General features: G+C 55.2%; 8 protein-coding genes, 2 rRNA genes and 1 riboswitch. All 10 genes read right to left on the reverse strand.

Translation table 11 applies throughout. The features are described from left to right. Positions 1–87: 87 nt before the first annotated feature. On the reverse strand, positions 88–1569 hold the full coding sequence (purF, locus tag ABC395_RS22390) for an amidophosphoribosyltransferase (protein ID WP_413006049.1): 1482 nt from the start codon (positions 1567–1569) through the stop codon (positions 88–90). Then, positions 1554–3797, reverse strand: a complete 2244-nt coding sequence (gene purL, locus ABC395_RS22395; protein WP_413006050.1) for a phosphoribosylformylglycinamidine synthase subunit PurL — start codon at positions 3795–3797, stop codon at positions 1554–1556. The genes purF and purL overlap by 16 nt, the downstream gene beginning before the upstream one ends. Next, positions 3775–4470: a phosphoribosylformylglycinamidine synthase subunit PurQ gene (gene purQ / locus ABC395_RS22400; RefSeq protein ID WP_413006051.1), complete on the reverse strand. Its 696-nt coding sequence runs from the start codon at positions 4468–4470 to the stop codon at positions 3775–3777. The genes purL and purQ overlap by 23 nt, the downstream gene beginning before the upstream one ends. 20 nt (positions 4471–4490) lie before the next feature. Continuing rightward, positions 4491–4730 carry a phosphoribosylformylglycinamidine synthase subunit PurS gene (purS, locus tag ABC395_RS22405; protein WP_009675257.1) on the reverse strand — a complete coding sequence of 80 codons (240 nt, stop codon included), beginning with the start codon at positions 4728–4730 and terminating at the stop codon, positions 4491–4493. 336 nt (positions 4731–5066) lie between these two features. Next, positions 5067–5960 carry a phosphoribosylaminoimidazolesuccinocarboxamide synthase gene (locus tag ABC395_RS22410; protein ID WP_413006052.1) on the reverse strand — a complete coding sequence of 298 codons (894 nt, stop codon included), beginning with the start codon at positions 5958–5960 and terminating at the stop codon, positions 5067–5069. Between the two features lie 30 nt (positions 5961–5990). Next, complete coding sequence (gene purB, locus ABC395_RS22415) at positions 5991–7286, reverse strand: adenylosuccinate lyase (protein WP_103997834.1); 1296 nt, start codon at positions 7284–7286, stop codon at positions 5991–5993. Between the two features lie 203 nt (positions 7287–7489). Further along, positions 7490–8983, reverse strand: coding sequence for a 5-(carboxyamino)imidazole ribonucleotide synthase (gene purK, locus ABC395_RS22420; RefSeq protein WP_413006053.1), 1494 nt, complete (start codon positions 8981–8983; stop codon positions 7490–7492). After that, entirely contained in the window at positions 8980–9465 is a 486-nt protein-coding gene (gene purE, locus ABC395_RS22425) for a 5-(carboxyamino)imidazole ribonucleotide mutase (RefSeq protein WP_413006054.1), read from the reverse strand. The genes purK and purE overlap by 4 nt, the downstream gene beginning before the upstream one ends. A gap of 159 nt (positions 9466–9624) precedes the next feature. Beyond that, a riboswitch (purine riboswitch) is annotated at positions 9625–9727 on the reverse strand. Positions 9728–10372: 645 nt separating this feature from the next. Next, positions 10373–10489: ribosomal RNA gene (gene rrf / locus ABC395_RS22430) — 5S ribosomal RNA — on the reverse strand. Between the two features lie 134 nt (positions 10490–10623). Continuing rightward, a 23S ribosomal RNA gene (locus ABC395_RS22435) occupies positions 10624–13540 on the reverse strand. Between the last annotated feature and the right edge of the window lie 104 nt (positions 13541–13644).

Genomic DNA, 13644 nt, shown 5'->3' on the forward strand with positions numbered 1-13644 from the left:
TGGTTTGAAAAGCAGACCGCCGATAAGCGGCCATGCCTTCCATGCTTGGTTATCTTCTGATTCATCATTTGTCGCTCTGTGGCAGACTTAACAGCCGCAGCCCACCGCATCCTCACTGTCGTTCACGTACGTAACGTAGCGGTTATCGAAGCAGCCCGTACAGAAGCCGCCGTTCTCCACGCCGTCCTTGCGGCCGATCGAGTCGATCAGTCCTTCCTGGCTGAGGAAGTAAAGCGAGTCCGCATTGATCGCCAGCCGGATCTCCTCAATCGTTTTCTGCGCCGCGATCAGATCTTTGCGGCTAGGCGTATCGATTCCGTAGAAGCACGGGTTCTGGAACGGAGGCGATGAAATGCGCACGTGCACTTCCGTTGCTCCCGCCTCCCGGAGCAGGTTTACGATGCGCAGCGAAGTCGTTCCGCGGACAATCGAATCGTCGATCATGACGACGCGCTTGCCTTCCACAACCTTGCGCACGGCGCTCAGCTTCATCTTTACGCCCTGTTCGCGCAGCTCCTGGCTCGGCTGGATGAAGGTCCGGCCCGTATAGCGGTTTTTGATCAGCCCGAGCTCGTAAGGAATGCCGGTCTGCTCGGCAAAACCGATGGCGGCCGACGTGCTTGAATCCGGCACGCCGGTCACCAGATCCGCGTCCACGAACGCTTCCGCCGCGAGACGTTTACCCATCCGCTTGCGGGCGGAGTGGACGTTGATCGCATCGATGTCGCTGTCGGGACGGGCGAAATAAATATATTCCATCGCGCATGTAGCGCGTGTCTGACTTTCCGTGAAACGGTCTTCCGTGAGCCCGTTCCGGTCCAGGACCAGCAGCTCGCCCGGCAGAAGATCGCGCATATACGTGCCGCCGACGATGTCGAAGGCGCAGGATTCCGACGCGAACAGATACGCGTCGCCCAGCTTGCCCATCGCGAAAGGCCGCAGCCCGTTCGGGTCGAGCGCCGCGATCAGCTTGTCCTTCGTCAGGATCAGGAACGCGTAGGCGCCGATTACCTGCTGCAGGGCGTCTTTGACCGCGTCGACGATATCATCGTGCTTGGAGCGCGCGATAAGATGCGCGACCACTTCGGTGTCGCTCGTCGTCTGAAAGATCGAGCCCTGCTTTTCGAGCTGCTGGCGGATTTCGCCGGCGTTCACCAGGTTGCCGTTCGTCGCTACGGCGAGATCGCCTTCGCGGTATTTGAACACGAGGGGCTGAGCGTTCGCCAGCTTGCTTTCGCCCGCCGTCGAGTAACGCACGTGGGCGATGGCCGATGTGCCGACAAGTGTAGGCAGGTTCGACTGATCGAACACTTCCTTCACAAGGCCCATGCCCCGGAAGTAGTTAAAATTATCCGCGTCCGCCGTACAGATGCCGGCGCTCTCCTGTCCCCTGTGCTGCAGCGCGTGCAGCCCGTAGTAGGACAAGGAAGCCGCGTCCGGATGCCCGAAGACACCGAACACGCCGCATTCCTCTTTTAACTTATCGAACAGACCGTCATGTCCGCCGTGGCCTTCGTTATAGTAAGAACCAGTCCACAGCCCCTTACCCGATGTTACTGCATCAGACATGGTATCGCGTCCTTCCAAACCTGCCTCAGCTCCGAAATAGAGGCTTGAACGGCAGGTTTTCCGTTAATGTCGACCTTCACGTTCGTTCCGGTTACCGTTCCGATAACTTCCGCCTGTACGTTCTTCTCTTGAAGCAGGGCGATCAGCGCGTCCCGCTTCTCCGGACGGCAGCTGAGCAGGATGCGGGACTGGCTCTCGCTGAAGAGCGCGTGATCCGCGCGCAGCTCCGTGCGGAAGTCCACGTCCGCGCCAAGTCCGCCGGAGATGCTGCTTTCCGCCACGGCAGCCGCCAGGCCGCCTTCGGAGAGATCATGCGCCGATGCGACAAGACCTTCGCGGATCGCGGCCAGGACGCCCGCGTGCAGGCGCTTCTCGGTCTCCAGGTCCAGCTGCGGCGGACGGCCTTCAACCACGCCGTGCACGACTTTCTGGAACTCGCTTCCGCCAAGCTCGGCTTTCGTTTCGCCCAGCAGGACGATAACGTCGCCTTCGTTCTTGAAGCCTTGGGTCGTAATATGATCCGTGTCCTGGATCAGGCCGACCATGCCGACAACCGGCGTCGGGTAAATGGCGCCCTTCGCGTTCTCGTTGTACAGCGACACGTTTCCGCCGATAACCGGTGTGCTCAGCTCGCGGCAGGCTTCGGCCATGCCGTCGACCGCTTTTTCAAGCTGCCAGAAAATTTCCGGCTTCTCCGGGCTTCCGAAGTTAAGGTTATCCGTCACGGCAAGCGGCTCTCCGCCCGAACAAACGATGTTGCGCGCCGCTTCGCTGACCGCGATGCGTCCGCCCACTTCCGGATCAAGATACACGTAACGGCTGTTGCAGTCCGTTGTCATGGCAAGCGCTTTGCGGGTGCCGCGGATCGTGACGACCGCCGCATCCGAGCCCGGCTGTACGGCCGTGCTTGTGCGTACCATGTAATCATATTGGTTATAGACCCACTCTTTGCTCGCCACGGTCGGAGAGCCCAGGATGCTTTTCAGCGCCCCGTTCAGATCGGTCACTTCTTCATAACGGCTCGTATCCGTGTTCGCCTGCTCGGTGTAATAAGCGGGAACGGCGGACGGCTTGTTGTATACCGGGCACTCGTCGACAAGTGCCGTTACCGGCATATCGCCTACGACTTGGCCTTGGTGGAAAAGCTTCAAGCGGCCGTCGTCGGTCACCTTGCCGACTTTGGCGCAGATGACGTCCCAGCGCTCGAAAATTTCGAGAGCCTGCGCTTCATCCTTCGGATCGATAACGAACAGCATACGCTCCTGGGATTCCGACAGCATCATCTCGTAAGGCGTCATGCCTTCCTCGCGCTGCGGCACTTCATCCAGGTACAGCTCAAGACCGTTGCCCGCCTTGCTCGCCATTTCCGCGCTGGAGCAGGTAAGGCCTGCCGCGCCCATGTCTTGAATGCCGAGCACGATGCCCGTGTCGATCAGCTCCAGGCAGGATTCCATCACGAGCTTCTCCATGAACGGATCGCCTACCTGCACGGCAGGACGCTTCGCTTCGGATTCGCTTGTCAGCTCTTCGGACGCGAAGGTCGCGCCGTGAATACCGTCACGGCCTGTTGCCGGGCCGACGTAATAAACCGGGTTGCCGACGCCTTTGGCCACGCCGCGCTGGATTTTGTCATGGTCGATCAGACCGACGCACATGGCGTTAACGAGCGGGTTGCCTTCATAGCTTTCGTCAAAGGTAATTTCGCCGCCTACCGTCGGAATTCCGATACAGTTGCCGTAGCCGGCAATACCGGAAACAACGTGCTCGAACAAATATTTGACCCGATCGTTCTGGAGACGTCCGAAGCGCAGGGAGTTGAGAAGCGCCACCGGACGCGCGCCCATCGAGAAAATATCGCGGATAATGCCGCCGACTCCCGTTGCCGCGCCTTGGTACGGCTCAATCGCAGACGGATGGTTATGACTTTCGATTTTGAACACGACAGCCTGGTTGTCGCCGATATCCACGATACCCGCGCCCTCGCCGGGACCCATCAATACGCGTTCGCCGGTCGTAGGAAAACGGCGGAGAAGCGGCTTGGAATTTTTGTAGGAGCAGTGCTCCGACCACATTACACTGAAGACGCCGATTTCCACGTAGTTCGGCTTGCGTCCGAGAAATCCGCAGATTTGATCGTATTCCGCATCGGTTACGCCCATCTGCTTATAGATTTTCTGCTCGGCGATCTGCTCCGCGTTCGGTTCCTTAGCGGCTAACTGCTGTGCCATGTTGTTCCCTCCAAGCGTTTAAAATCGACGTAAACATCCGTTTGCCATCAGCCGAACCGAGAATTTCGTCCACGGCCCGTTCCGGATGGGGCATCATGCCCACAATGTTGCCTTCTTTATTGCAAATTCCCGCAATATCGTCAACCGAACCGTTCGGGTTCGTGTCCGTTTCATAACGGAAAACAATCTGATTGTTCTGCTGAAGCCCGCGCAGCGTCTCTTCGTCGCAGTAGTAGTTGCCTTCCCCGTGCGCGATCGGGATGTTGATCACTTCGCCTTCCGCATAATCGGAAGTGAACGGAGTCGCGTTATTCACCACTTTAAGCAAAGTGGAATGACAGCGGAATTTAAGCGAGCGGTTGCGCAGCAGTGCGCCGGGCAGCAGACCCGCCTCCGTCAGAACTTGAAAACCGTTGCAAATGCCAAGAATATATTTGCCCTGCTCCGCCGCCTTCATAAGAGCCTGGGTTACCGAAGCAAAACGGGCAATCGCGCCGCAGCGCAGATAGTCACCGTAAGAAAATCCGCCCGGTACGAGAATGCAATCGTATTCGGACAAGTCCGTGGCCGTATGCCACACGTAATCGACGGGTTCGCCCACCGTGTCCTCGACCGCTTTGTAGCAATCGATGTCACAGTTCGAACCGGGATATACCAGTACCGCAAATTTCATGGGAATGTCCTCCTGATCCGTTAGTTCAGCTCGAAGCGGTAGTCTTCAATGACCGTATTCGCCAGCAGTTTCTCGCACATTGCTTTCAGACGCTCTTCCGCTTCCGCGCGGTCCGTCGTATCCAGTTCCAGCTCCAAATACTTGCCGACGCGTACTTTGCCGACTTCTTCAAATCCCATCGAGTGCAGTGCGCCTTGAACGGCATTTCCCTGCGGATCCAATACACTTTGCTTAATCGTCACATAGACGGTTGCTTTCATTACGGTTTGTCCTCCCTTGGTATCACGATCGCCGTCTGTTTACATGCGGCTGTCTGACCGTTCTTGGCATCTGTTTTTGTAATCTTCTGACTCTTTATCCTTGAAAAAGTTAATCTCCTGAAAAATAAAGCTGATTTATTCTTCAAACGCTGTGCCGTAAAGGCGGTTAATCGTCCGCTCCCTCCATCTTTCATGACAGAAATCGTTAACGGACCGATAAACCCAGCCTGCATGACGGCTTGACCGGATGCCTGCACATCTTCCCGGATAACGGACCGCGTCCCGAAAGTCTGTACCGGGCTCCGCCTCACTCGGCAAAACCCGGCGCAGCTTCTCTTACTCGGTTTCTTCCGTTAAACGCTTTAAAATCTCGCGGTACCTGCGGGAAGTTTCCTCCACCACGGAATCCGGGAGCGGATCCGGGGCGCTGTTCTTGTCCCAGCCGGAGTTCGCCAGATACGTACGGACAGGTTCTTTGTCCATCGAATCGATCTCCGTATCCAGCTCGTACTTATCTTTAGCCCAGTAGCGGGAAGAGTCCGGCGTGAAAATTTCGTCGATCAGAATCAGCTCGCCGCCGATAAATCCGAATTCGAACTTGGTATCCGCCAAAATGATGCCGCGGTGCTCGCAATACGTATGAGCGAGGGTGTAAAGCATGATGCTCTTGGTCATCAGCTGCTCCGTTACCTTCTCGCCGACCAGCTCGCACATTTGATCGTAAGTGATGTCCTCGTCGTGACCGACATCGTTCTTCGCGGCCGGAGTGAAGATCGGGTGCTCCAGCACCTGGTTTTTGCGCAGACCTTCCGGAAGCCGGATGCCGTTGATCATGCCGGTTTCCTGGTACTGGCGCCAGCCTCCGCCGGTAATATAGCCGCGCACGACGCATTCGACCGGAATGCGGGTCGCTTTTTTGGTAACCATTACGCGGTCTTTCAGAAGCGCTGGCTCCGTAACAAGATCTCCCAGGAGCTCAACGTCGCAGTGAACCACGTGATTTTCCATAAAAGGCGTCGTCAGCTCAAACCAGAACTTGCTCAGCGTGTTAAGCACGTTGCCCTTATCCGGCACGGCCGGGTCCAGCACATAGTCGAAAGCGGAGATGCGGTCCGTGACGACGATCAGGAAATGCTCGCCCAAGTCGTACAATTCACGGACTTTGCCTTTGTATACCAAAGGCGCTTTAATGAGATGTTCGGCGGTCGACAATGCGACGGATGCGCCCATGTTTGCGTCCTCCCAAGCAGATGTTCTGAATTATTTTAAGCCCAGACGGTCAAAAATCGTATCCACATGCTTCAGATGCCAGCTTGGGTTAAAGCAGTCTTCGATTTCCTCCGCATTCAGCAGCTCGGTAATGGCAGGAGTGTTTTCCACGATTTCGCGGAACGAACGCTGCTCTTCCCAGGCCTGCATGGCGCGGGGTTGTACCGTGTCGTAGGCCTGCTCGCGGCTGAAGCCTTTGTCGATCAGCTTCGTCATTACGCGGCCGGAGAAAGGTACGCCGTACGTGCTTTGCATGTTGCGCTTCATATTTTCAGGGAACACCGTCAGGTTCTTCACGATGTTGCCGAAACGGTTGAGCATGTAGTTAAGCAGGATCGTCGCATCCGGTAAAATAATGCGCTCCACGGAGGAGTGCGAAATATCGCGCTCGTGCCACAGCGTGACGTTCTCATAAGCGGAAACCATGTGACCGCGGATAACGCGGGACAAACCGGAAATATTCTCCGATCCGATCGGATTCCGTTTGTGAGGCATGGCCGACGAACCTTTTTGTCCTTTGGCGAAAGCTTCTTCCACTTCGCGGAATTCGCTCTTCTGAAGGGCACGGACCTCTGTCGCGAACTTGTCCAAAGACGTGGCGATCAGGGCGAGAGTAGCCATATATTCCGCATGACGATCGCGCTGAAGGGTCTGTGTGGAGATCGGAGCCGGATTCGTACCCAGACGCTCGCACACGAAGCGTTCCACGAAAGGATCGATGTTCGCGTAAGTACCGACAGCACCGGAAATCTTGCCGTACTGCACACCGTCCGCGGCAAAACGGAAACGCTCCAGATTCCGTTTCATTTCCTCATACCACAGGGCCATTTTCAAACCGAAGGTAGTCGGCTCGGCATGAACACCGTGGGTGCGCCCCATCATCGCCGTATGCTTATGTTCGATCGCTTTGTTTTTCAAGATTTCGATGAAGTTGAGAAGATCTTTTTCAAGAATTTCATTCGCCTGCTTCAAAAGGTAGCCCAGAGCCGTATCCACGACGTCCGTGGAAGTCAGGCCATAATGCACCCATTTACGCTCGGGACCGAGCTTCTCGGATACCGCGCGCGTGAAGGCAATCACGTCGTGACGGGTTTCCTGCTCGATTTCATAAATGCGGTCCATATCAAAATCCGCTTTGGCGCGCAGTTCTTTCACGTCTTCCTTAGGAATGACGCCAAGCTCTGACCAAGCCTCGCAGGAGAGAATTTCAACTTCAAGCCAAGCCTTGAATTTATTTTCTTCCGTCCAAATTTTGACCATTTCAGGCCGGCTGTATCTTTCGATCATCGTTAATCCTCCATCTGTATTCCGATTGGGTTGGTACCCTTGTTTTGTGCTTCCGGTTTTGACGAAGCTTATGTGTTGCATGCCCCTTAACGGGCTGACCTGTATCTAACGGCTTTCCCTTCTTGTGCCTCCGACGCTCGAATTGTCCCTGGTGCAGGTTTACTACACAAGGTCACCATCCGCGTTCAGGAAATCGGCTGCTTTTAACGTATAGAATCCCAGATACCGGTGCGTTCCATCCATTCGGCTGCTTTAGCCGTATCGTCCGTAAGAAGGTTAATGTGCCCCATTTTCCGCTTCGTCTTGGCTTCATCTTTTCCGTACAAATGAAGCTTGGGCGTCACACCGCCGGATGCCGCGCTTTCTTCCGAACAGAACCATTTCAGCAGGGGTTCCATATGCTCTCCCAGCACGTTCACCATTACTACCGGTGTCAGCAGTTCCGTCGGACCAAGCGGCAGATTGCAGATGGCTCTGACGTGCTGCTCGAACTGAGAAGTCAGGCAAGCCTCCATCGTATAGTGCCCTGAATTATGCGGCCTAGGTGCGAGCTCATTCACGAACAGCTCCCCGTCCCGGGTCAAAAACATCTCAACGGCGATCAATCCGACCGCTTCCATCGATTCCGCGATGCGGATCGCCAGACGTTCGGCCTCTTCTTGAACGGAGGCGCTGATCCGAGCCGGCACAATCGACATATGCAAAATATTCTCGACATGAATATTCTCCGCTGCCGGAAAAGCTTTAACTTCTCCGCGGGGACTCCGCGCCGCGATTACGGATATTTCCTTCTCGAACCGGATGAACTGTTCGAGCACCAGATCCGTACCCGCCCGGCTCAGTTCGGCAAAAGCATCCGGAATCTCATCCGCCGAGCGGATGACCCACTGGCCTTTGCCGTCGTATCCGCCGGTTGCGGTCTTCAGCACGCAGGGCGTTCCGAATTTGCCGACAGCAGCGCGAAGATCCTCTTCGCTAGCAATCTCGGCATACGGGGCCACCCTCACGCCGGCCGCCTCGATCGCACGCTTCTCGCGAAGCCTGTGCTGCGTCGTGTACAGCAGGGCGCTTCCCTGCGGCACATAGGCTTCCTGCGTCAGCAGCTTCGTCACCGCGGCGTCGACATTCTCGAATTCGTACGTAATGACGTCGGACACTCTCGCAAGCTCGCGCGCCGCGTCCACGTCTCCGTACGAAGCCTGGATCTGCCGGTCGGCCACTTGTCCGCACGGCGAGTCTGCGCCCGGTTCAAGTGTAACGAACCGGTAGCCCATATTGCGGCCCGCAAGCGCCAGCATGCGGCCGAGCTGTCCGCCGCCCAGCACACCGATGGTGCTTCCGGGCGGAATGACTTTGTGCTGCGCGGAAGATGCGCCAGCAGCCCCGGCAGCCGCATCCTGCGCCGCAGTGCTTGTGTTCTGCGCCGATGTAGGAGCTGCAGTGCTTGTGTTCTTCGCCGATGTAAGAGCTGCAGGATTGGCGTCCTGCGCCGCGATTTCAGGCCCAACGTTGGCGTCCTGCCCCGGTTCGGTTTCGTGGCCCGTGAAGGTGTTAGGCTGTACCCGAACGGACTTCTCGACTGCTGCCTCCGAATCTGCTCTCTCCGCCTGTCCTGCTACGTTTAAGCCTTCGCTGCCGGTTAAGCTTACGTTCAGCTTAGCCTTTGCCGTTTCTTCTCCGCTGTTCTTCGCTGTCATTCAAGCTCACTCGCTTCCAATACTTGTGCTTTGATGCGTTCGCGGCGCTCACGCACTTTAATTTGAAGCTCGGGCTCGAATGCTCCGAGAATTTGCGCCGCCAGCAGTCCGGCGTTCGCGGCTCCTGCCTCTCCGATCGCGACGGTAGCCACGGGAATTCCCGCCGGCATTTGTACGATCGAGAGAAGGGAATCGAGCCCGTTCAGCGCTTTGCTTTTAACGGGAACCCCGATGACGGGCAGCTCCGTCTTCGCTGCCACCATGCCCGGCAGGTGAGCGGCTCCGCCCGCTCCGGCGATAATGACCTGCAGTCCGCGCTCGGCGGCCTGCTCGGCATATTGGAACATCAAGTCCGGTGTACGGTGCGCCGACACGACTTTTTTCTCATAAGGGATGCCGAATTCGTCCAGCACATCGCAAGCATGCTTCATCGTTTCCCAATCCGATTTACTTCCCATAATGACTCCAACTCGTGCTGACATCTCCGTAACCCGCCTTTTCTATCATATTGGTAACCTCTTTAAATAGAAAGCCCCAAGCTCTGCTTTCCATCCCCGGACGCAAAAAAAGCCCAGAGATAGATACTTCACTTCTATCTGCCGGACTGCAAGAGACACAAACATAAGGCACCCCCTTCCGGGATCCCCTCGCTTCGCTCTCGTAGTCCAAAAATTTACGGCTTTTGGGTAGAAACTTTCGGGCCATATCCCCGATGATTATACGAGATTGTAAACAATTATATTTACGTGTTTTGTCAGGTATTGTCGCTCCTCTAGTGTACCAGTTACCTTTTTGCCTGTCAAACGAAATAACGAACATTCAAATCATGAAAAAGAAGTAAAGTTCGCTTTCTGTTCTCAAAAGCCTTCCGAAAGCCTGTTCAAAAACGCTTTTCTTAAACAGTTTAATAAAAAAGCACGCTTATTTATCCTCCTGCAGCGCCGAGTAATCCCGGATTAACCCAAAAACTTACCTGTGCTCGCTCTTAAATTTACGATTTTTTATAAGATTTCGGTCTTTCGAGAACAATTTCTTATTCCTTTTCGACTCCGTTCAACAATTCGCTCGCTGTCGGTTCGGTCCACCAGGCTCTGGCCAGTTCAGCGCACCTACAAGCAGGCCTGTACTCTCTGTGCTTCATCACCGTGCGCGAAGCTCCAGCGTGCGATGCCCTTGTCCCATGACGGAGGTCATCCACAGCACTCCGTACACAAGAGCAGGGGCTCGCGGATGCGTGCGCCATGCGTGATGCGCCTGCTCAGTACGCTCTATCATGACACTCTTTAGATTTGACATACTCTATAGATTGTAAGTTCTTAATATGTAAAAAAACAAAACCTAAACAAAAAGAGTCCTTTTGAACGGTTACGTTCAAAAGGACTCTTACGTGCTTGGCAACGTCCTACTCTCCCAGGACCCTTCGGTCCAAGTACCATCGGCGCTGGAAGGCTTAACGGTCGTGTTCGGGATGGGTACGCGTGGTTCCCTTCCGCCATCGTCACCAAACAGGTGTCTTGTCAGACACATCAGGGTTGCTCCCTGAAAACTAGCAGCGAAACGTGCAGTCGATCCATCCAAAGATCTTGTGGTGCATACACTGGGTATGCTTGTGATGCGGCTTTTACTGTCGTAAGTGCCTCGTGGTCAAGCCCTCGACCGATTAGTATTGGTCAGCTCCACACATTGCTGTGCTTCCACCTCCAACCTATCTACCTCGTCGTCTTCAAGGGGTCTTACATACTGGGAAATCTCATCTTGAGGGGGGCTTCACGCTTAGATGCTTTCAGCGCTTATCCCTTCCGTACATAGCTACCCAGCGATGCCTCTGGCGAGACAACTGGTACACCAGCGGTACGTCCATCCCGGTCCTCTCGTACTAAGGACAGCTCCTCTCAAATTTCCTGCGCCCGCGACAGATAGGGACCGAACTGTCTCACGACGTTCTGAACCCAGCTCGCGTACCGCTTTAATGGGCGAACAGCCCAACCCTTGGGACCTACTTCAGCCCCAGGATGCGATGAGCCGACATCGAGGTGCCAAACCTCCCCGTCGATGTGGACTCTTGGGGGAGATAAGCCTGTTATCCCCAGGGTAGCTTTTATCCGTTGAGCGATGGCCCTTCCATGCGGTACCACCGGATCACTAAGCCCGACTTTCGTCCCTGCTCGACCTGTATGTCTCGCAGTCAAGCTCCCTTATGCCTTTGCACTCTTCGAATGATTTCCAACCATTCTGAGGGAACCTTGGGGCGCCTCCGTTACTCTTTAGGAGGCGACCGCCCCAGTCAAACTGCCCACCTGACACGGTCCCTCTACCGGATTACGGTAGTAGGTTAGAACTCCGATACGATCAGGGTGGTATCCCAACGGCGCCTCCACCCAAGCTGGCGCTCAGGCTTCAAAGGCTCCCACCTATCCTGTACAGATCGTACCAAAGTCCAATATCAAGCTGCAGTAAAGCTCCATGGGGTCTTTCCGTCTTGTCGCGGGTAACCTGCATCTTCACAGGTATTAAAATTTCACCGGATCTCTCGTTGAGACAGCGCCCAAGTCGTTACGCCATTCGTGCGGGTCAGAATTTACCTGACAAGGAATTTCGCTACCTTAGGACCGTTATAGTTACGGCCGCCGTTTACTGGGGCTTCGGTTCACAGCTTCGGGCTAGCCCTAACCGCTCCCCTTAACCTTCCAGCACCGGGCAGGCGTCAGCCCATATACTTCGCCTTGCGGCTTCGCATAGACCTGTGTTTTTGCTAAACAGTCGCTTGGGCCTTTTCACTGCGGCCCCCTCGTGCTATTCACACTACCGGGGCACCCCTTCTCCCGAAGTTACGGGGTCATTTTGCCGAGTTCCTTAACGAGAGTTCTTCCGCGCGCCTTAGAATTCTCTTCTCGCCCACCTGTGTCGGTTTGCGGTACGGGCACCTTCGCCTGGCTAGAAGCTTTTCTCGGCAGTGTGAGATCAAGACCTTCGCTACTGTAATTTTCGCTCCCCATCACAGCCCAGCCTTATGATGTGCGGATTTGCCTACACATCAGCCTCACTGCTTGGACGGACATCCATCAGTCCGCGTCCCTACCCTGCTGCGTCACTCCATTGCTCATAACGGCTTACGGTGGTACAGGAATTTCAACCTGTTGTCCTTCGACTACGCCTTTCGGCCTCGCCTTAGGTCCCGACTTACCCTGAGCGGACGAACCTTCCTCAGGAACCCTTAGGCTTTCGGCGGATCAGATTCTCACTGATCTTTTCGTTACTCATACCGGCATTCTCACTTCTGTACAGTCCAGCAGTCCTCACGATCTACCTTCACTCCGTACAGAACGCTCCCCTACCCATGCACGCAAGGTGCAAGTCATAGCTTCGGTGGTGTGTTTAGCCCCGTTACATTTTCGGCGCAGAGTCACTCGACCAGTGAGCTATTACGCACTCTTTAAATGGTGGCTGCTTCTAAGCCAACATCCTGGTTGTCTGTGCAACTCCACATCCTTTCCCACTTAACACACACTTGGGGACCTTAGCTGATGATCTGGGCTGTTTCCCTCTTGACAATGGATCTTAGCACTCACTGTCTGACTCCCGGGGTAATGTCTGTGGCATTCAGAGTTTGACTGGACTTGGTAACCCTTGGCGGGCCCCGCACCCAATCAGTGCTTTACCTCCACGACACATCCCCCGAGGCTAGCCCTAAAGCTATTTCGGGGAGAACCAGCTATCTCCGAGTTCGATTGGAATTTCTCCGCTACCCCCACCTCATCCCCGAATTTTTCAACATTCGTGGGTTCGGGCCTCCAGTGCGTGTTACCGCACCTTCACCCTGGACAGGGGTAGATCACACGGTTTCGGGTCTACGCCTGCATACTATAGTCGCCCTATTCAGACTCGCTTTCGCTGCGGCTCCGCCTTTTCAGCTTAACCTCGCATGCAAACGTAACTCGCCGGTTCATTCTACAAAAGGCACGCCATCACCCGTTAACGGGCTCTGACTTCTTGTAGGCACACGGTTTCAGGTTCTTTTTCACTCCCCTCCCGGGGTGCTTTTCACCTTTCCCTCACGGTACTGCTTCACTATCGGTCGCTAGGGAGTATTTAGCCTTGGCAGATGGTCCTGCCGGATTCCGACGGGGTTTCACGTGTCCCGCCGTACTCAGGATCCGTCTAGGCATACGTTCACTTTCGGCTACAGGGCTGTTACCTTTTGCAGCGGACCTTTCCAGATCACTTCACCTAATGAACTTTTGCCATGTTGACGTCCTACAACCCCAAGGAGCAAGCTCCCTGGTTTGGGCTAATCCGCGTTCGCTCGCCGCTACTGACGGAATCACTATTGTTTTCTTTTCCTCCAGGTACTTAGATGTTTCAGTTCCCTGGGTGTGCCTCCAATGCAGCTATGTATTCACTGCATGGTAACTGCGCATTACCACAGCTGGGTTCCCCCATTCGGACATCCCCGGATCAAAGCCTGCTTACGGCTCCCCGAGGCATTTCGTCGTTCGCCACGTCCTTCTTCGGCTCCTAGCGCCTAGGCATCCTCCGTGTGCCCTTATTAGCTTGACCAGTCGCTCCGTTATATGCCGAATTCGCGCTAGCAAGCAAGCTTGCCAAATCGCTCATGCGCCATACAACTTCGCTTTGCATCAAACCATCAAGGTTTTGGATGA

This window comes from Paenibacillus canaveralius, from assembly GCF_047238265.1.
Lineage (GTDB): Bacteria > Bacillota > Bacilli > Paenibacillales > NBRC-103111 > Paenibacillus_F.

What these genes read in the sequence shown, in the direction of transcription:
- purB (WP_103997834.1), bottom strand. Translation starts at nt 7,286, where the DNA reads ATGATCGAAAGATACAGCCGGCCTGAAATGGTCAAAATTTGGACGGAA.
- purS (WP_009675257.1), bottom strand. Translation starts at nt 4,730, where the DNA reads ATGAAAGCAACCGTCTATGTGACGATTAAGCAAAGTGTATTGGATCCG.
- purK (WP_413006053.1), bottom strand. Translation starts at nt 8,983, where the DNA reads ATGACAGCGAAGAACAGCGGAGAAGAAACGGCAAAGGCTAAGCTGAAC.
- purF (WP_413006049.1), bottom strand. Translation starts at nt 1,569, where the DNA reads ATGTCTGATGCAGTAACATCGGGTAAGGGGCTGTGGACTGGTTCTTAC.
- purQ (WP_413006051.1), bottom strand. Translation starts at nt 4,470, where the DNA reads ATGAAATTTGCGGTACTGGTATATCCCGGTTCGAACTGTGACATCGAT.
- purL (WP_413006050.1), bottom strand. Translation starts at nt 3,797, where the DNA reads ATGGCACAGCAGTTAGCCGCTAAGGAACCGAACGCGGAGCAGATCGCC.
- ABC395_RS22410 (WP_413006052.1), bottom strand. Translation starts at nt 5,960, where the DNA reads ATGGGCGCATCCGTCGCATTGTCGACCGCCGAACATCTCATTAAAGCG.
- purE (WP_413006054.1), bottom strand. Translation starts at nt 9,465, where the DNA reads ATGTCAGCACGAGTTGGAGTCATTATGGGAAGTAAATCGGATTGGGAA.